This window comes from Bacillus cereus group sp. BfR-BA-01350, from assembly GCF_022663775.1.
Lineage (GTDB): Bacteria > Bacillota > Bacilli > Bacillales > Bacillaceae_G > Bacillus_A > Bacillus_A paranthracis.
Genome location: NZ_JAKUGD010000001.1, coordinates 795,702 through 814,790, shown reverse-complemented (window position 1 = coordinate 814,790; position 19,089 = coordinate 795,702). Strand labels below are relative to the sequence as shown.

Sequence of the window (19,089 nt, the reverse complement as noted above, 5' to 3'; positions counted from 1 at the left end):
CAATTATTTATATAATAATGATAGGTATAACCTATTATTATACTTGAGGTGATTCCAATCGAATTACGACAACTTGAATACTTTTTAGCTGTTTCAAAAGAATTACATTTCACAAAAGCAGCTGAGAAATTAAATATTTCACAGCCTTCACTAAGTCAACAAATACGTGCATTAGAGCATGAAGTAGGAATGCCCCTTTTCGATCGAATTGGTAAAAAAATATCTTTAACCGAAGCTGGGAGGATTTTATTATTACATAGTAAAACAATTTTTCATGAAGTTGAACAAGCCCGTTCTGCTATTCAAGATTTAAACGGATTACAACAAGGTTCCTTAACAATTGGATCATTATTAACCGTCGTAAATTACTTACTACCACCAGCTATTTTAAATTTTAATAATTTATATCCCAATATAGAACTTTCTGTATTAGGACTTCGCACAGGAGATATTCGTGAAAAATTATTACAAAACGAACTAAATATTGGCATTACATTTCTACCGGTGCAAGATAAAGAAATTATTTCTATCCCTCTCTACAAAAGTGATCTTATAATAGTCGTACCAACTGGTCATCAATTAGCTGAACATAATCATGTATCTATTGCTGAATTACAGAACTACCCTTTAATTCTTTTACCTAAAAATTTCTTTTTAACCGAACTAATTACATCTCATTGTCAAAAATTCAACTTTAAACCAAAACCAATTTTAGAAATTAGTACAATGGAATCTTTAATCCAAATGGTTTCAAAAGGCATGGGAATTACAGTTTTACCAAAACCGTATATAGACTTTTTACAAAATACAAACATTCAAGCTATTAAAATAGAAAATCCTACTCCAACAATAGAAATAGGGCTTATTTATAGAAAAGATAAATATATGTGTGCTGCAACTCGAGAATTTATTAAACAATTGAAACTAACCGTACATTCTTTACAAAATTAAACGAACAAAAGAGATTATCCTATGAAGTCATTTCATAACGACCTAGTAGAATAATCTCTTTTCATAATGAAATAAAGTATTAACTATAAGTTTCAGTGTACCTTTTTGGAAATTGGAATATATTTTGTAAAATAAGCCCCAACTAACAATAATACGATTGAAAATAGCACTGTCAACATACCACCGAACTGAAACCAATATGCGAACAAATTAAAAATTGCAAGTGAAAAGAAACAAATTGAAGTTAATGCACTCTTCAATCCTTTTATTTCTGCTTTTTTTCTTTTTTGATACGCAATATACATGGAAACGGCTAAAAAAATGATAAAAACAATCATTAATAAAATGTTTAGCATCGGTAATCCCTCCAGTATAAATAACCTCCTTCGGTGCTACCATATTACCCCATTTACCCTTTTGGAATCAATTTATTATTCTCTTCTCTCCAAAAATCAGTATAAGTTTTATTTTCAAAGTTCACATTCACCTCAGAAAAAGGAAGACTCTCTCCAACCTCCAACGAGTACCAGTCATTTAAAAGTGGAGACCCGAAACAAATATTCATTGTGCATTCATGCAAATCAAACAATACGGAATGTAAAGTTCCAAACCATTCTTCATAATTATGCACCGTCAGCCCGGCAGGATATTCTTTTTGTACTAATCCTTTTAAAGACTCTATACTCACTTGTTCATTTCGATTTAAATGTTCATACAATGTGTGATATCGGTTTGTAGATTGTTCTAATCTTCTACTATTCAGTTTTTGAATAGGTAAACTAATTGCATGGTTTGTTGATACGATAAAATCTTGGCTTTTCTCAACAATTGTGATTATTGATTTATATCCATCAAATATTTCAATACATACTGCATCTAAAGGGTCGGCTACTATTAGATTCATATTACTAGCAATTGGTATTTCTTCTATTAGTGACTTAGCCTCCTGCACATTTTTGCATTTCTCCAATAACAGTCGAATGACCGCAAAACATTGTAAACCACTTACCGCTGGCTTTCTTAAACCCGCCATATTTCCAACCGGTTGACCACATGCTGAAAATGTAACAGCTAATCCATGCTCGTTAACTCCTTCCGTTCGGCCAAAATATTGAGTAGAAAAGCCACTATGTGCATATGCACCTTCAACATGAGTCGAACAAAAACGCATATCATCTATTACTGGTGACAAATCATAGTTTCTTAATACATAAGTATGCTTTAAATCTGTCTTTTTAGGTAAAACAGCACAATGGCTACAACCTGCTTTTAATAGTGTTTGATAATAATACATCATATTTTCAGATGGAATTTTTAATACTTCACAAAACCCTTCAATCTCTTCATTAATTCCTGGACAATAATTATGTAATATGTTCCTAGATTCTGTCCAATGCTGCTGCGATATTAAATTTTCTTTCTGTATAAATTGCGGAATAAGGTAAGGATGTTGTTTTACAAATTCTCCTTGTTGCTTACCGATTTCATAATGACTTCCTTTTAGCGATGAAAAATAACCCTTTACTTGATACATCTAATTCCCCCTTATTGAATTTATCCATATCGTACCAAATAAACTGTATTCATTCTTGATGTTTTTTACTGTCTCTCAAATTAAATACGGCTGGAATAAAGCGAACAGTTATAAAATAAAAACTAGGAAACTGTAATCTTTAACAGTTCCCTAGTTTCCTTCATACTAAATGATTCCCTCTTCCACCATCGTTTCTGCAATTTGCACCGAGTTCCACGCCGCACCTTTTAATAAATTATCGGAAACGATCCAAAGATGGAATCCGTTTGGTGTATCAGGATCTTTTCTAATTCTACCGACAAATGTATCTATTTTCCCTTCTGCGTATAATGGCATTGGATACAGCTGTTCACTAGGGTTATCCTGCAAAATAACACCTGGTGCATCAAACAATACTTCTTTAATTTCTGCAACAGTTGCTTCTTTTTCAAGCTCTATATAAACCGATTCTGAGTGACCTGATATGACCGGAACACGCACACAAGTAGCTGCCATTTTCAAGTTTGGGTCTTCTAAAATTTTCTTCGTTTCTTGTATCATCTTTACTTCTTCAAAGGTGAAATCATTATCCGTGAATATATCTACTTGAGGAAGTACATTAAATGCAATTGGATAATGTTTTTTATCTTTTTTCGCTGGTAATATAGTACTCTCCACTTCTTCACCTGCAAGTATTGACTTAGCCTGTTCTTTTAATTCTTGAATCGCATGAATACCAGAACCCGATACAGCCTGATAAGTGGAAACGATAATTCGTTCTAATCCGAATACTTTTCGTATTGGCTGAAGAGCAGTTACCATCTGTAATGCTGAACAATTCGGAACTGCTATTATCCCTTTATGTTCCTTTAAAGTGTGCGCATTCACTTCCGGAACAACGAGCGGTACATCATGTGCCATTCGGTATTCGCTTGTGTTGTCAATGACGATGGCACTGCTAGAGACAGCTTGATTTACAAATTGTCTAGAAACTTCTCCTCCAGCGCTAAAAAAGGCAATATCTACCCCTTCAAAACTATTTATTTTTGCTTCTTGTATAATGATCTCTCGCCCTTTAAATTGTACTGTCTTACCAGCTGATCTTTTTGACGAAAGTAACGTAACTTCAGCTATATTAAACTTTGTTTCTTTTTCTAACAGTTCAATAATTTTCTGACCTACTGCACCCGTAGCCCCAACAACAGCTACATGATAGCCCTTTTCACTCATCTTTTCTCCTCCAATGTTAAATGAATAAATATTTCTACAATTTCATTTTATAAGGAATTTAATCATTTGGAAAATTGAAATACGTGATATAATCATTCACAAATCATGATAATAAAAGAGGGATTGTTTATGGAAATGAGACACGTTAAAACATTTTGTGCGATTGTTAAGTATGGTGGTTTTTCTAAAGCTGCTCATGCATTAGGTTATGCGCAATCTACAGTTACAGCGCATATGAAAGCATTAGAGAACGATTTACATATTCCTCTTTTCGATCGGTTAGGAAAAAAAGTACTTCTTACAAAAGCAGGTCATCAATTTCATCCTTATGCTTTAGAATTACTTGCAATTTATGAAAAAGCGCAAGAAATCCCTCAAAATACCGATCAATTAGAAGGTACATTGAGTATTACATCAAACGAATCATTAGCAGTGTACCGTTTACCACAATTATTACGCGCTTATAAACAGAAAAATCCGAAAGTAAATATCGTACTTGAAACAAACACAAACGAACAAGCATTACAAAAATTACGTGAAGGAGAAACAGACGTTGTCTTCATAATTGGAGAAAGTATAGAACATAATGATTTTATTACACGTACTTTTAGTAATGAAACATTTGGATGGATTTTACCTCCCCATTACTGTATACACTCTAACCCATTTTATTTATTAAAGGATACTCAGTTTATTTTTACCGAACAAAGCTGCGGTTATAGACCAATGGTAGATCGTTTTTTACGTCAAAGCGGGAATATTCCAGCTAAAACATTTGAAACGTCCAACGTTGAAGTTATTAAACAATCTGTTATGTGTGAGTTAGGAATTTCAATTCTTCCTTACATCGTTGTACAAGAAAGTTGTCAAAAAGAGCAACTCTGTTTTCAGCCTATTGAAACTCCAACAGTTATTCAAAGCCATGTAATCTATCATAAATCTAGATGGATTTCCCCTGTAGTACAGTCGTTTCTTTCACTATTAAAGGTTATGAAAGTATAAAATAATATGAAAGAAAACATGAGTTGAAATCCTTTAAAGAATATCAACCCACGTTTTCTTTACTACTACTTATATAGTCATCTTCTTTTTATTAGGTGATGTTTTTTCTTTAACTAGAACAAATATGATTGGAAGGACAAGTAAACTAGCAATTGCACAGATTGTTCCTAAAGAAGAAAACGGAAATCCATTACTTATGGCAAGTGACGCTATGCCAGAAGCAATAGTCATCCCAATATACATGGCAGAGCTATTTAATGCCATTACAGTCCCTCGCACAGCTGGTTTTAATTCTGAAATTAGTGCCGTTAATGATGCTTGGCCAAATCCAATAAATAAACTCCAAATAATATGTACAATAATTGCAATTACTAGATTTCCTGTGGAAAGCGAGAATAACATTACACTAATTGAAGATACAATACTCGCAATGACTATAACATTCTTCTTTCCTATTTTATCAGCTAACTTTCCACCTAAAATATTACCAGCTACACTACCAACTCCCGCCAAAAAGATTACAATACCTATTTCACCAACGGAAAGGCCAAAATTATCCCCATAATAAACACCTATGTATGAAAACATGCCGTGTAATCCAATTGTCCATAGAAAAGTTGCTAATAATGCAAATAAAACTGATATATTTACTACAGTCATTTTCAATGGTGCATCCACCGTTTCCGTTAAAGAAACATGCACATCATCTCTCTCTTTTTCATTTCTTAATATGTGATTAATTAGTAATGTCAGAAATAAAGTTAAAAGTCCTATACTATAAAATGTCCATTGCCAATTTCCTACTTCAGATAAAAATGCACCTATAGGTACTCCAATGACTGTCGAACCTACCATTGCTCCCATAATCGTTCCCATCGCTTTTCCTCTTGACTCATATGTAACTTTATCTCCCACTAATGCAAAGATACTTGGCATAATCATCGCACCAGATAAACCTGTTAGACCGCGAAATAATAAAAGAATTTCAAAACTCTTCGCTAATCCCGTACAAAATGTAGAAATAGAAAAAATAATAAACCCTATTATAATCATACGTTTCCTTCCAACTCTATCAGACATCATTCCAAATACGGGTGCAGTTATTCCATAACAAAGTGCATAAATAGTAATTAATAACCCTCCACTCCCATCAGGGATACTAATTGTTTCTGTAATTACTGGTAATAAAGGTGCCACTAATAATGAATCTAATCCAACAAAAAAAGCTACAATTGCCAAAATACGTATCATTGACTTTAACTCCATATATAACTCCCCTTTATTTCATATATGAAATAATTATTTATTATTATCCCTTCTTTAATTTTCACTGTACTATTTTTCATTTCACATATGAAGTATTTATATAAATAAAAATGTAACAGAGTGTTACATTTTTACTATATTTAATTCAAGTGCTTCTTCCACTTTAATAATAAATCCTCTAAAATCCCTTCTTCTTCTTTCGTAAAACAACCACAATTCTCTTTTAAAAAATCACTATATTGCACATCGACTTGCTTTTTCGTCTCTTCACCTTTTTTAGTTAAATAAACGAGCGTTTCACGTTGGTCATTCGGGTTCTTCTCTGTCATTACGTAACCATCACGCTTCATCCGTTGAATCATTGTTGTCATATTACTTGGAACGCATCCCATGTTTTCAATTAACTTTGACATAGATACTTTCCCAGATTTTGCGAGTACTTGAATCACTCCAAATTGTACGTAACTTATATCATACTGTTCAATTGCTTTATCTAGATTTTTTTGTAGTAAATGATAAACATCACGGATATTACCGTAAAGCTCTCTGTTATTCATATGTATATTTAAGCCCCTCTAATTTATTTCATATATGAATCATATTCCCATTTATTTCTTGTGTCAATAAAAAACACCTTTGTAATAATGACAACAAAGGTGTTTCAACATATCTCTTATTTATTAGTCTGTCCCCCACCTGCAATTAATTTACTGCCTGAATATGTACTTTTTTGCATAAACAGTTGATTAATTAACTCTTTTTGTTCGGCTTCTGACATTACACCTTTTCCTTCGCCTAAATTTCCACTTTGTAATTTCCAAATCTTGTTGTGATCCGCGTCCATTTTTTCATATTTCCCTTGTTTCCATCTTTCTAAAATATCTGCATATGTTTTTCCTTGTACTAGATCATTGCTCTTTACAATATCAAGTAAACTTTCAATACGTTCTTGTGTAATAAAAATATAGCCCCACTTTTGATCAGCTTTCGTTTTTTGATGTGCCATTTCATGTAACGCTGTCTGTATTTTCTCATCTGTCCATTTAAAATTTTTATTAAAGCCGCTATTTGGTAATGAATGATTGCCATTTTCTAAAACCTTTGCATCTTCAGCTTTTACATTACTATCAGCCAGCACTTCTGCTGCCGGAGCAGCTGGTGATGCCTTTTTCGCAGCTGGTTTACTATTATTTAAATAATACAGCATACCATATGTTAAACCTACTCCGATTACCGCCATGCCAGCTATAATTCCAATTATTTTAAAGAATGTTTTCATCTTGCTTGTTTCCTCCCGCATATCTCATTTCATATTTTCTATTCCCTAAACCACATATGTATTTCCTTATATTATATTTCTTTCTTTTATAAATTGAAAGATTATTCTGTCAAAAAACACCGTCTTTTTCAAATGCAACTTCACCTCTAAGCATTTCATTTTAATTTTATAAAAATATGTGCTAGCCTATCTATAAAGGAGATGAATAAATATGAGTTTATTGCATAACGGTTTAACTTTTTTAAACTTTGATGATACGTATTTATTACAAAATAAACTACATTCTTATTCACATGAAGATATTGATTTTACTCATTTAGAACACGCAAATCTATATTGCGAAAACACTTCTTTAATGCATATAAAAAGAGCATTAAATCGTAGAAAGAATAAAGGAATTACTTTTATAGGTTCTGGAAATTATCATTATGTATCTCATTTATTATTAGAAGAAATAAACAAGCCTTTTACCCTTATACTATTTGATCATCATACTGATATGAACTTACAGGGAGCGAATGAACAGACTCTTATTTCCTGTGGATCTTGGGTATCATTTTCTCTTCGAAATAATGATAATTTAAAGAAGGTAATCATTATTGGGCCTTCTTCTCTTACAATTCATTCTAATGATTGTCCATACGTAGAAATTTTTCCAATTGATATATCACATGAAGTATCCATACATACAATACTTTCACATATTCATACAGAAACAATATATGTAAGCATTGATAAAGATGTTTTAGATCCAAAAGTTACTATTACCAATTGGGATCAAGGGCACATGAAATTATCTAGACTTTTACAATTTATTCATTCTCTAATTATGAATAAATCTATTTATGGTATTGATATTTCCGGTGAACTCCCAGTTTATCCTTCTCAACTTTTCTTACCTAAATATAAAAATGCTATTCATAAAAATGAACAAGCAAACTTACAAATTTTAAAAACAATTTATGAAACGAACTTACATATTCAATATGCATAAAAAGAACGAGTACCTTATAAGGTACTCGTTCTTTTTATGCGCGATTTTCTTTTAACCACTTCGTAATCGCATCTAATCTCGAAACATCAAAACGACTCTCTTCACACACATGTAAACTGTTTAAGTTATTTACAATTTCTAGTTCATTCGTTTTTACACTTTTTGCCTCAATTAATTTACAGTACCCGTCTGTAACGGTATTTAAATTTTCATAATAACGTTGAAACGCTTTTGATATATGTAAATGCTTTTCAAAGTTTCTTCTTCTTTTTGTCTCGTCAGATTCTTTCCGTTTTCTAAGTTCTTCATCATTCGTATATAAATAAAAATATTGATCAGGAAAACCAATTTCCCTATGTATCAGCTTTTCTTTATAAAAGTTTTCTATTAAAGATAATGGCTGATCAAATATTTCAAAATGGAAACACCAATTATAACTAAGCGGCTGATAAATGTCTCCATCAAGTATTATTAATTTATATTGCTCTGACTTCTGCATTGCTATTTTCCAGCGCTCTACTTGTTTTTCAAAATACCATGTTCTATGTTCATTTTTTGGTCTTTCAAATAATAAATTCACTTCAGGTATAATATAAGCACCATAATTCTTTTCTAACTCACGACACGTTGTGCTCTTACCAACCGCACTTGCTCCCTCGAACGCTATAATCCCCATAGTTTCTCCCTCTTTCATTAACTAAAATCTCTTTGTTTCGCTTTTCTCCCCCATAACTGTTTCCATAAAACAATTGAAGCGATGGAGAGCATTATTGTTGTAATGATACTGCCTTCAATACCAAATTTGCCTCCATGCAATATTTCTGGTCCATTTGTTATAGACTTAAAAATCGGAGTGGAATACACATTTGTACCACTAACGGCGAAACCATATACATTATATTGCGCCCAATTCCAAATTGAGTGCCATGCACATATTCCCCATAGACCATCTTCTTTTAATACGTATAAAGCTGCGTATACTCCAACTAATATTATATTCGATATAGATAATATTGTAATTCCCGGATTAAGGAGATGAAGAAATCCAAATAAAAAAGAAGTAACAATTATTCCAACCCATATACGACCTCTAATAGAAAGAACCGGAAATAACCAACCTCGCACAATAATTTCTTCAGTTGCCCCTTGTATTAAAAATGCAACTAAGGATCCTAATATACCTACTATTACTGTTGAGGTAATATGTTGTACTTGTAATTTTACACTTCCCATTAGTAACAGCAAAATAACTGGTATTGAAATAAATACAAACCCTATTAACGCACCTTTTAAATACTTTCTCATCCATTTCTCTTTCCAAAAACCAATGGATGAAAATGGCCTTTTTTCTACAAAACGAATCCATATAAATAAAATGAGTATAGCTCCTCCAAATGTTAACAACATTCTAATATTATCATAAATCCCTTTCATGAATGTTGTTTCAACTTTCGGTAAAAATAACATAAACAACATAAATAGTTCACCTAAAGTCAAAAATATAATGGCTAATATTACGGCAAAGATTGGATGGACTTTTTTTCTCCCTGTTTTTGCTGCTTCAATTATTTTAAATGAATTATTTTTCACTCTCTTTCCTCCTTTTCCTTTATTAATATTTAATTCCCACCAGTTAACAACCATATTTTACCACAAGTGACCTATTAATAATATTTCACTCCATTTTTTACATGATTTTGCATAAACCAAAATTAGGAATAATATATAAATAAAAGAGATGTTTTTGTGTCTTTTACCATCCTATTTCAGACTGGTATTACCAGCACTTGCTATTTCCCACCATTTGTTGTAAGATAGTAATTAAGGTCAATTTAACAGTATATTTTCTTTGCATATTATCAAGTATCAATCAGGAACATTTTATATTCCTTATGGGTTTTTGATAATATGTGAAATTTTATTTTTCATTCAAATAAGGCCGAACATATTGTAATCTTTTTAATTTTTAGGAGGCATTACCATGACATTAACAGGTAAAGTAAAATGGTTTAACAGCGAAAAAGGTTTCGGTTTCATCGAAGTTGAAGGTGGCAACGACGTATTCGTTCACTTCTCAGCTATCACTGGCGACGGCTTCAAATCTCTTGACGAAGGTCAAGAAGTTAGCTTCGAAGTTGAAGACGGTAACCGTGGACCTCAAGCTAAAAACGTTGTAAAGCTATAATTCAAACAATAAAAAGGTTGTTACCAGCACGGTTAACAACCTTTTTAATATATAACTAAATTTTTTTACATAAAAGGAGTGGTTACATGTATCGCAATCGAAAGAACGATGTAGCAGAAGTACCACCAGAACAAACCCCTGTTTGGGAATGTGAAGCAGAGGATTGTTTAGGATGGATGAGAAAGAACTTTTCATTTGAAGAAGAGCCTAAATGCCCTTTATGTAAAAGTAGCATGAAAAGCGGAGAACGTTTATTACCTAAGTTAGGTTAATTTTTACTTAACCCCTCTTATTTAAGAGGGGTTTTTTATTATAAATTTAAATCTTCAACATCCGTTCGAACTATAGAATACAATAATGCATCATGTTGCTTATTTCCTTGATGAATATATCCACGTAATAATCCTTCTTTATGAAAACCTATTTTACATAACATTTTACAAGAAGTAACATTTTCAGGGTATGTAATAGCACCAATTCTAAATAAGCCTAAATCTTGAAATCCATAACGAATAATTTCCCTGGCTGCTTCTGACGCATAACCATTCCCCCAATAACGAGGATGTAAGTCATATCCAATTTCAGATCGTTTACTCCATAATTGTAAATTATTTAATCCAATTGTACCTATTAAAGTATTTGTTTCTTTTAATACAATCCCCCATCGTATTGCCTTTTTCTCAAAGTAATTTTTTGAAAAAGATTCAATCATACGTGAAGCTTGTCCAAACTCTGTAAAAGAATTCATACCGTAATAACACGTTACCTCATCCAATGAAAAGATTTCATATATTTTTTGACAATAAGATTGTTCTATTTCAACTAAACGCAAACGTTCTGTTTCTAATATAGGAAATGCCATAGGATCACTCCTTTCTTTCTACTTATTCATTATAGCAGAAAACATATTTATAATTAGGAAAGTCCTCAATGTCCCATTAATCAAATATTTCAAGAGTAGCCTACCCTCTTAATTCAATACGAACTAAGAGTAACCCTTCTTGCATTTACATGATGCGAAAAATAAAGAGATGATCATAGTACACTGATCATCTCTTTATTCCATACTCACTTTTCCCTTCTAAAACAACACCCTACCCCATACATTTATGGTAAAATATAGTTAAAATAAATTTTGTTATGGAGGTGATATTTTCTATGTATATATTCATCGGTTTATCCCTCTTACTCATATTACTCATATTTTTATTCGCAAAAAAGTTCACTCCAAACTCATTCATGATGACTAGTTTTAAAGGCAATAGCTTTAAAACATTTTTAATCAGCATTTTTATCGCCGCTACTCTTTCTCTTTCATATGGAATCTATCACGCAGCAACATATCAACCTAAACATCTAGATATCACATTACAAAATCAAAACTTTACTGTTTTCGGTAACGTTGGAGAGCTTGGATATTTCTCAGAAGAATTACTAAAAAAAGATACAGAAGTTAAGCTACATTTTGCCTCTTGGAAACCAATGCAATTAAATAATCCAGAAATAATAGTAAACTATCCTTCAGGTAAACAGGAAACATGGAAACCGAACATAACATTACTTCCTGCCAATAAATTAAAAGAGAAACATGGTATAAAAGAGCTTTACCAACTCTCATCATATTCATTTAAAGAATCCGGTAACATAACATTAATGATTACTGAGAATCATACAACGAATAAAAAGATCTCAATTCAAGTGAAATAAATAAAATGTCCCTCCAGCATAACGGAGGGACATTTTATTTATATATGTATGCTATATTAATTTGTCGGTTCATTTAATGTTGCAATGATTTCATTTGCAATGTTCTTTCCATTTCCAATACACGCACCAATACCGACACCGTAATATGAGGCACCTGCTAAGTATACATTAGGATATAGATCCGTCATTTTTTCTTGTAATGTTTGAACTGCTTGATTATGTTCTAAATGATATTTCGGCATTAAATCTTTCCATTTTGTCACTTCAACTACTTCTGGTTCACCTTTAATTCCGAGACTCTTTTCAATATCATATAAAGCGACTCGTACTAGTTCTTCTTCATTATAATTTTTAATCGTTTCATATACCGGATTAGTACTCTTATAAAACATTCTCACTAATAGCTTTTGGTTTCCAGATGTATGTTTCCACTTCCGGCTTGTCCATGTACAAGCATCACAATGTAAATCACTGTTTTCTGTTACGATAAATCCTGTGCCGTCCGCTGGTAATTGTTCATCTAGTATGTCAAATCCTAAGTAAATACTTATAAGTGATGAATTTTTAAATGTATGAAACTGCTCGTTTAACTCATTAGACTGTAATAAAGTTTCTGCGATATCATGCGGAGTTGCTAAAACAACATAATCAGCTTGGATTGATTCTTGATTTGCAAAGGAGACTTCATAGCGATTACCTTGTTTACTTACAGCTGTCGTTACAACACCCTTCTTAACAACCGTCTCAGTCAGCACTTCTTCTAAACGATCAATAATCGTAGATAATCCACCTTTAAATGATACGAACTTTTTATTTCCTGCTGATTGAAACTGCTTTTTATTCTCTTCAAAACCTTTAATAATACTTCCATATTTATTTTTATAATCCAGTAAATACGGTAGTGTAGACGCCATAGTAAGCTCATTCAATTTACCAGAATATACACCTGAAAGCACCGGAGCAATTTGTCTTTCTACTAACTCTTTCCCTAAAAAGCTTTCTAAAAATACAGCAAGAGAAGTATCCTTCGTAAACTCTTTATTTTTCGTTATGAAATCTTTTAAAGCAACAATTTTCCCTTTCGTTGATACTAGCGTACTGCTAAACAACGACTGGACACTCATCGGTATCCCAAATATAGTATCAGAAGGAATTGGATGTAAAGTATTATCAGAATATATGTAAGAAATACCCGTTTCGTTATACACCATTTCTTCTTCTAAATTTAAATCCTTTATAAGCGGCATGACATGTTCATTACGAGCAACGATAGAATCTGCTCCGGATTCCATAATAAAATCCTTTTCTTCTACACTATGGATTTTCCCACCTAAGTACTCTTCTTTTTCTACAAGGATTAAATTTAAATCTATATTATAATCCTTTTTTAATTTTTCTAAATAAAACATAGTAGAAAGTCCCGTTATACCTCCACCGATAACAACAACTGTTTTCATATGTATTGCGCTCCTAACCGATACAATTAATAATTCCTTTATTATTATACCCAAAAGTCCTTATATTCGACTAGCAACTTGCGCATTCTGTAAGAAATTAGACAATATATCCGAATAAATTTTCGGTTGATCATTATGTACTAAATGATCGGCAAACGGAATAACGGCAATATGAATATTTCCGTTTAATTGTTTGAACGTTGTAGCAGCTGTAACTTCATCTTCTGAATCTCCCCCAACAATACAGAGTGTAGGTATTTGAAGATTCGCTACATCACCAGTTTCATCGAAAGGATACCAATCTTTAACTTGCCACGATTCAAGCAATGCTTTCCAATCACTTTTTTCATGAATTTGATTCATATACGTTATAACTTCTTCATTTTTCATCAATTGCTGATGACACTTCGCTTCATACTCCAGAGACTCTTCCCAATTATCCCTCTTAACTGGAAATATACCTGAAAAAGTTAATGTTCTCACTTTCTCTGGATACTTTTTTGCAAATAATAAAGCGACTAATCCTCCTAGTGAAACACCAGCTATATGACATCTATCAATTTGTAGATGCTCTAACGTATCATATAAATCCTGTGCAGAACGTAGGAAATAATTCTCCAATGTCCCCCCTGATTTTCCATGCCCTCTTAAATCAGGACGAATAACTTGATAATTTTGTTCTCCAAAAAGTGCTGCCTGCTCTTCATATTCTACTAAACCTGTCATACCTCCAGAGTGTAAAAGTACAATTGGTTCTCCTTCACCTGAAATGTGTGCATGTAATATCATATATTCCCCTCTCATAAAACAGAATATTCCATCTATTATTAGTATATAGAATATACATCTGAATTTCCAAATAAAAAAGAACTATAACATTTTCACATCATGTCATAGTTCTTCCTATTTTAAAAACATAAAGTAATTAATTAATTTGTCTATTTCTTGACTTAATGCCAATACTTTTTCATGTTGAATTCCGTAATCTGATACTAAATATAAAAGTTCTTCTTTCTTTATTTCAATTACTTTTTCCAATTTCACTAATTCCATGTCGTTTTACTTCTCTCTCCAATACTAAAATGTATGTATTTTAGTATAGCCTATTTACATAATTAGTAAAAGTAAAATACTCATGTAAAATCTTACATATTTTAAAATAATATACTAACAACAAATAAATTTATATTTTTATACCTTAATACAGACCATTAGGCTTCATTACGTATTCATAACAAATCGGAATTTCTCTAAGGTTATATCTTTATATTTTGGAGCCCTCTTAATATGATCAAAGTAACTATATGAGAATTTAAAGACATGTCCAAAATCCCAATCAATTGACAAGCCACCTTTTAAAACAGTTTTATTTTCCATCTTTTTATTCCCCGTAATAAAAATCACTTTATACTCATCCTAAAGATGGCGTCAATACAAATAAAATATGATTGGATTCATCACTTTTATTCAAAAAACGATGTTTCACATTTGGCGGGATACGTACAACATCTCCTTCTTCTAAGAAGTACTCTTTTCCTTCTAACTCCACATAAACTTCTCCTTTCATAACAACAGCAATTTCTTCTTTATCTTCATGTGAATAGTGATTTTCCGTTGTATTTGCTTGTTTATTTAGGTCCATCATTAACATTTCAATACGCGCTTTCATAAAATCAGGTGTTAATACATCGTATACGATGTGATCGTTATTTTCTCGATATACTTTCTTTCTATCTTTCTTCTTAGAAATGAGTGAATCTGTATCAATCTCATTAATAAATAGTGTAAATAGCGGTACATTTAACGCTTTCGCTATTAATTCCAATACACTTAACGAGGGATTCGCATGTCCTCGTTCAATTTGACTAATTAATGAAGTACTAATTCCTGCATAATCCGCAAATTCGCGAATTGTCATCTTATTTTTCTTACGATAACTTAATACAGTTTGTCCAAGCCTATCATGTATCATAGTAAATCCTTCCTTCGTCCATCATAATATATATTTCATCGCTTTTGTGTTGACTTACTAAACAAAGGCAAATAATCCTTTTCTATCGTCTCCGAGACTTATATACTTACCTTTGTACATTTTATCGTATTTAGTTAATTATAATAGACAATCTATCGGAGGGACAAACTTTGAAATCACCTATTCTTTCATATTGCATCTTATTTTTCGGTGTATTCGCCTTATCAACTTCAGCGATTTTTGTAAAATTGGCAGATGCTCCTGCAACTATCATTGCTTTTTATCGATTATTTTTCGCTGCATTAATTCTGTTGCCATTATTACTTTTTAATCGAAACAATCGAAACGAACTAAAAACAATAACAAGAAGACAATGGGGATTCGGATTCATTTCTGGGCTATTTTTAGCTGCACATTATGTACTATGGTTTGAATCGTTACAATATACTTCTGTAGCAAGCTCTACTGTTATCGTAACGTTACAACCTTTATTCTCAATGATTGGTGGTTATTTTTTATTCAAGGAAAGGTTTACGAGAGGCGCGATTATCGGTTGTCTCATTGCTATTTCAGGAAGTATCATCATTGGCTGGCAAGATTTCCAAATTAGCGGGGAAGCCTTATACGGAGATATTTTAGCATTTATTGCGGCAGGAATTATTACCGCATACTTTTTCATTAGCCAATATGTTCGTAAAGATTTGTCACTTATACCGTATTCGCTCATTAGTTATGGAAGTAGCGCCTGTTTTCTTGGTATATTTGCTTATATGAAACACGAATCTTTTATCCATTACTCTACACAAACTTGGCTATGCTTTATTGGTTTGGCGTTTATTGCTACGATTTTAGGGCAAACGATTTTTAATTGGTTATTAAAATGGATGAGTGCTACTGTAATCTCCATGAGCATTTTAGGAGAAACAATTGGGACTTGTATACTAGCGTACTTTATATTAAATGAGACTATTTCTTTACAACAAGGACTAGGCATTACAGTTATTTTTATTGGTCTTGCATTATTTTTATTACAACCAAATTCTAATAAAAAAGCATGACATTATACTGTCATGCTTTTACTATCCATTATGTACAATTAAACCATCAGGTCTAAAACGACTCATCATAATTTCATTAATAAACCTTCCGTGAGCTTTCAAATTTCCTATCTTTACTCCCTCTTCTACAAATCCGAATTTTTCATATAGAGTTTTCGCTTTAGGATTCGTTTCTAAAACACCTAGTTCTACTCTCTCTAACATTAACCAATTATCAGCCAAATCAAGCATTTTTGTAAGAAGTGCTTTTCCAATGCCTTTATTATGATATTCACTATCTACCCCTATAAACAAATCACCCGAATGAGATCTACGTCCAGGATTTTGGGTTAACCCAACAAATCCTACAACTTCCCCATCATACTCTGCGACAAATTCAAATTGATTTGGTGCTAAATTTCGAATTCTATTTTCCATCGCATCTACACGCATGCTAGGTAAGAAAACCATATAAGGTAAAACGTCATCTTGTATGCATATACGGTGAATCGCTCTGGCATCTTGTATTTCTACTGCTCTTACTTTGATCGTCATATTTTCTTCCCTCCATATTCTTAACAATACATATATTCATTCTAGCCTCCTGCATGAAACCCCTTCTCTCCTTTATTTCTTTATGTTATTTTTATATAATTATTTCGGCATAATATTAGATTTGCGAACAAACTTATCTACATTAGGTTAACTTTTTACTTTATTATATAATGCAAGCAGCTTTTCCATTGGAATACCATTTACTTTCATACCGGCTATATCACAATTTTCTATTTCAATATTCTTCAAGTTACTATTATGTATTACACTACCTTGTAAATCACAATTATCAAATAAAATAGGTTCCTTCTCATCTCCAAGACTTGTATCTTTAAATTGAACTCCACCTAAAGTCACCAAACTAAATTTACTGCCAGAAAGATTTAAATCTGCAAATAAAGATCTTTTAAAATTTATATTTCTAAACTTAGATTGGCTTACATTACAATTACTCATATTCATATGCATTATATTACTACCAATAAATGCACTGTTTTTTAAATTCACTTGATAATACTCTGTATTTGCTAAATTACAGTTTTCATATTGGCTGTTTTTTATATTTTTATTTTTTATTAGGTTCTCTTCAGCTGACTCTACAGTGATTCTTTTTACATAACAATACTCATCATCAGATTTAAAAATTATTTCATAGCCCATTTTTTTATAAAAATGATGATTATTAAGTTGTCTACTAGATGTTTCAAGATCCCAAATCCTTATGCTTGGATATTCCTCTTCTATTAATTTAATAACATTCGATCCAATTCCTTTCCCTTGATAAACAGGCTCTACAAAAATACGATCAATTCGGCCATATGACTTACCTGAGATCGTAACTATAATTCCCCCGATTATTTTTCCATCCATTATCACTTTGTAACAATTCAATTCTTCGATTGAATATCTCATCATTTCTACTGAAGAATACCCTGGTGGTTGGATGTTATAGTCAATAACATCACCTTGACCACATAACCATCGTTCTGCTTCTTCATCAAATGTTCTTGTCATTATTTCTGTTAACTTTTCTGCATCTAAAATTGTAGCTTTTTCTATAGATATTATTGTCATTTTTGTTTTCCCCTTTATTATTACAAGATAATATTTTTGTAAACAATACAGTTATAAAATAAAGAAAATTAAAATTAATCACTCTACTTATTATTAAACTACAAATCAACCTATATTTTCCACTGTTCTTTAGATGAATAAAAAAGAGACCATGCAATATAAACATGATCTCTTCTATTATTTATTTTCACTTGTATATAATTTAAAATTAGTTTTTATTTCAGCCACTCGTTGCAACTATTACTTAAATCCTGTAAATCCTCTATAAATCGACTTGCATGATATCCATCACAAACCGAATGATGTACTTGCAATGAAACTGGTAGCATAACCTTGTTTCTTTCGTTAAAATATTTCCCACAAGTTATAATTGGCAATAGAAAATCAGCATCATTATTAATATTAAGGTTAAATCCAGTAAAACTAGTCCAAGGTATACTAGAAATCGGAAATACATTAGGCGGAAAATTTTCTTTCGTGAAAAGACCATGAACACTAGCATAGCATCTTATATCTTCTTCATAATTTTTATAGAAAATGCGAAAATCACTTGAATAATCCGTCCATATACTTGAAAAAGACTTATCATCTTTATGAAAGATTGTATAACTCGGGATCATTTCCTCCCAATAGCCTAAAACTCCTACATCGTTAAAACATGTTCGAAATTCTTTATGTTTATTTATTATTCTCGAAATTATATAAATAAAAGTCGGATAAAATTTAATTCCCTTTTGATGTACTTTCTTTATCAAAAGCGTAATATCAACATTTACTGTCATACTAAACGTACATTTTAATTCTAAATAGTGTTCAAAATACTGCTCTCTATTCCAATTTTCTCTATCAATTACGTGAAACTTCATT

General features: G+C 31.8%; 24 protein-coding genes. 7 read left to right on the top strand and 17 right to left on the bottom strand.

All coding sequences use genetic code 11. The features are described 5' to 3' along the window. The first annotated feature begins 48 nt into the window (after positions 1-48). Positions 49-951: a LysR family transcriptional regulator gene (locus MR147_RS04120; RefSeq protein ID WP_074610299.1), complete on the top strand. Its 903-nt coding sequence runs from the start codon at positions 49-51 to the stop codon at positions 949-951. Positions 952-1,043: 92 nt separating this feature from the next. Here MR147_RS04120 and MR147_RS04115 read toward each other — a convergent pair whose 3' ends face one another. From MR147_RS04115 to MR147_RS04105, 3 genes are all read right to left on the bottom strand, one after another. Beyond that, positions 1,044-1,307 (bottom strand): hypothetical protein, encoded by a 264-nt coding sequence (locus MR147_RS04115; protein WP_000932119.1) that lies wholly within the window; start codon positions 1,305-1,307, stop codon positions 1,044-1,046. A gap of 53 nt (positions 1,308-1,360) precedes the next feature. Next, complete coding sequence (locus MR147_RS04110; protein ID WP_074610297.1) at positions 1,361-2,485, bottom strand: C45 family autoproteolytic acyltransferase/hydrolase; 1,125 nt, start codon at positions 2,483-2,485, stop codon at positions 1,361-1,363. Between the two features lie 165 nt (positions 2,486-2,650). Further along, on the bottom strand, positions 2,651-3,694 hold the full coding sequence (locus MR147_RS04105; protein WP_074610296.1) for an aspartate-semialdehyde dehydrogenase: 1,044 nt from the start codon (positions 3,692-3,694) through the stop codon (positions 2,651-2,653). A 129-nt stretch (positions 3,695-3,823) separates the two neighbouring features. On the opposite strand from MR147_RS04105, the gene MR147_RS04100 reads away from it, so the two are divergent. Then, a complete protein-coding gene (locus tag MR147_RS04100) occupies positions 3,824-4,696 on the top strand; it encodes a LysR family transcriptional regulator (RefSeq protein ID WP_074610295.1) in 873 nt (290 codons plus the stop codon). A 69-nt stretch (positions 4,697-4,765) separates the two neighbouring features. Here the strand turns inward: MR147_RS04100 and MR147_RS04095 are convergent, their stop codons facing one another. From MR147_RS04095 to MR147_RS04085, 3 genes are all read right to left on the bottom strand, one after another. After that, entirely contained in the window at positions 4,766-5,962 is a 1,197-nt protein-coding gene (locus MR147_RS04095) for an MFS transporter (RefSeq protein WP_074610293.1), read from the bottom strand. Between the two features lie 140 nt (positions 5,963-6,102). Next, a complete protein-coding gene (locus tag MR147_RS04090) occupies positions 6,103-6,519 on the bottom strand; it encodes a MarR family winged helix-turn-helix transcriptional regulator (RefSeq protein ID WP_001065033.1) in 417 nt (138 codons plus the stop codon). A gap of 116 nt (positions 6,520-6,635) precedes the next feature. After that, the gene (locus MR147_RS04085) at positions 6,636-7,241 is read right to left on the bottom strand and encodes a PRK06770 family protein (protein WP_074610292.1); all 606 of its coding nucleotides are present in this window, start codon (positions 7,239-7,241) and stop codon (positions 6,636-6,638) included. A 211-nt stretch (positions 7,242-7,452) separates the two neighbouring features. On the opposite strand from MR147_RS04085, the gene MR147_RS04080 reads away from it, so the two are divergent. Next, positions 7,453-8,235, top strand: a complete 783-nt coding sequence (locus tag MR147_RS04080; protein WP_074610290.1) for an arginase family protein — start codon at positions 7,453-7,455, stop codon at positions 8,233-8,235. 34 nt (positions 8,236-8,269) lie between these two features. Here the strand turns inward: MR147_RS04080 and MR147_RS04075 are convergent, their stop codons facing one another. Next, complete coding sequence (locus MR147_RS04075; protein ID WP_139302902.1) at positions 8,270-8,929, bottom strand: nucleoside/nucleotide kinase family protein; 660 nt, start codon at positions 8,927-8,929, stop codon at positions 8,270-8,272. Further along, a complete protein-coding gene (locus MR147_RS04070) occupies positions 8,929-9,825 on the bottom strand; it encodes a CPBP family intramembrane glutamic endopeptidase (RefSeq protein ID WP_074610289.1) in 897 nt (298 codons plus the stop codon). The genes MR147_RS04075 and MR147_RS04070 overlap by 1 nt, the downstream gene beginning before the upstream one ends. A gap of 391 nt (positions 9,826-10,216) precedes the next feature. Here MR147_RS04070 and cspD point away from each other — a divergent pair, with 391 nt between their 5' ends. Together cspD and MR147_RS04060 are read left to right on the top strand one after the other, a co-directional pair. Continuing rightward, entirely contained in the window at positions 10,217-10,420 is a 204-nt protein-coding gene (gene cspD, locus MR147_RS04065; protein ID WP_000176368.1) for a cold-shock protein CspD, read from the top strand. Between the two features lie 86 nt (positions 10,421-10,506). Beyond that, the gene (locus MR147_RS04060; RefSeq protein WP_000286198.1) at positions 10,507-10,692 is read left to right on the top strand and encodes a cold-shock protein; all 186 of its coding nucleotides are present in this window, start codon (positions 10,507-10,509) and stop codon (positions 10,690-10,692) included. Positions 10,693-10,730: 38 nt separating this feature from the next. On the opposite strand, the gene MR147_RS04055 is transcribed toward MR147_RS04060, so the two are convergent. Continuing rightward, positions 10,731-11,282 (bottom strand): GNAT family N-acetyltransferase, encoded by a 552-nt coding sequence (locus tag MR147_RS04055; RefSeq protein ID WP_000885380.1) that lies wholly within the window; start codon positions 11,280-11,282, stop codon positions 10,731-10,733. A 296-nt stretch (positions 11,283-11,578) separates the two neighbouring features. Here MR147_RS04055 and MR147_RS04050 point away from each other — a divergent pair, with 296 nt between their 5' ends. Further along, a complete protein-coding gene (locus MR147_RS04050; RefSeq protein WP_074610287.1) occupies positions 11,579-12,127 on the top strand; it encodes a hypothetical protein in 549 nt (182 codons plus the stop codon). A gap of 56 nt (positions 12,128-12,183) precedes the next feature. On the opposite strand, the gene MR147_RS04045 is transcribed toward MR147_RS04050, so the two are convergent. From MR147_RS04045 to MR147_RS04025, 5 genes are all read right to left on the bottom strand, one after another. Further along, positions 12,184-13,584 carry a protoporphyrinogen oxidase gene (locus MR147_RS04045; protein WP_074610286.1) on the bottom strand — a complete coding sequence of 467 codons (1,401 nt, stop codon included), beginning with the start codon at positions 13,582-13,584 and terminating at the stop codon, positions 12,184-12,186. A 60-nt stretch (positions 13,585-13,644) separates the two neighbouring features. Then, positions 13,645-14,373 carry an alpha/beta fold hydrolase gene (locus MR147_RS04040; protein ID WP_074610285.1) on the bottom strand — a complete coding sequence of 243 codons (729 nt, stop codon included), beginning with the start codon at positions 14,371-14,373 and terminating at the stop codon, positions 13,645-13,647. A gap of 114 nt (positions 14,374-14,487) precedes the next feature. Beyond that, a complete protein-coding gene (locus MR147_RS04035) occupies positions 14,488-14,637 on the bottom strand; it encodes an aspartyl-phosphate phosphatase Spo0E family protein (protein ID WP_000424361.1) in 150 nt (49 codons plus the stop codon). Between the two features lie 168 nt (positions 14,638-14,805). Next, positions 14,806-14,988 (bottom strand): hypothetical protein, encoded by a 183-nt coding sequence (locus MR147_RS04030; protein ID WP_074610283.1) that lies wholly within the window; start codon positions 14,986-14,988, stop codon positions 14,806-14,808. A gap of 7 nt (positions 14,989-14,995) precedes the next feature. Further along, entirely contained in the window at positions 14,996-15,556 is a 561-nt protein-coding gene (locus MR147_RS04025; protein WP_000581022.1) for a helix-turn-helix domain-containing protein, read from the bottom strand. Between the two features lie 170 nt (positions 15,557-15,726). Between MR147_RS04025 and MR147_RS04020 the strand changes: the two genes are divergently transcribed. Next, positions 15,727-16,614 (top strand): DMT family transporter, encoded by an 888-nt coding sequence (locus MR147_RS04020; RefSeq protein WP_074610282.1) that lies wholly within the window; start codon positions 15,727-15,729, stop codon positions 16,612-16,614. A 21-nt stretch (positions 16,615-16,635) separates the two neighbouring features. Here the strand turns inward: MR147_RS04020 and MR147_RS04015 are convergent, their stop codons facing one another. The 3 genes from MR147_RS04015 to catA all read right to left on the bottom strand — a co-directional run bounded on the left by MR147_RS04015 (position 16,636) and on the right by catA (position 19,088). Continuing rightward, on the bottom strand, positions 16,636-17,148 hold the full coding sequence (locus tag MR147_RS04015; RefSeq protein WP_074610280.1) for a GNAT family N-acetyltransferase: 513 nt from the start codon (positions 17,146-17,148) through the stop codon (positions 16,636-16,638). Positions 17,149-17,295: 147 nt separating this feature from the next. Next, positions 17,296-18,222 (bottom strand): GNAT family N-acetyltransferase, encoded by a 927-nt coding sequence (locus tag MR147_RS04010; protein WP_074610278.1) that lies wholly within the window; start codon positions 18,220-18,222, stop codon positions 17,296-17,298. A 215-nt stretch (positions 18,223-18,437) separates the two neighbouring features. Then, positions 18,438-19,088, bottom strand: coding sequence for a type A chloramphenicol O-acetyltransferase (catA, locus tag MR147_RS04005; protein WP_074610277.1), 651 nt, complete (start codon positions 19,086-19,088; stop codon positions 18,438-18,440). Between the last annotated feature and the right edge of the window lies 1 nt (position 19,089).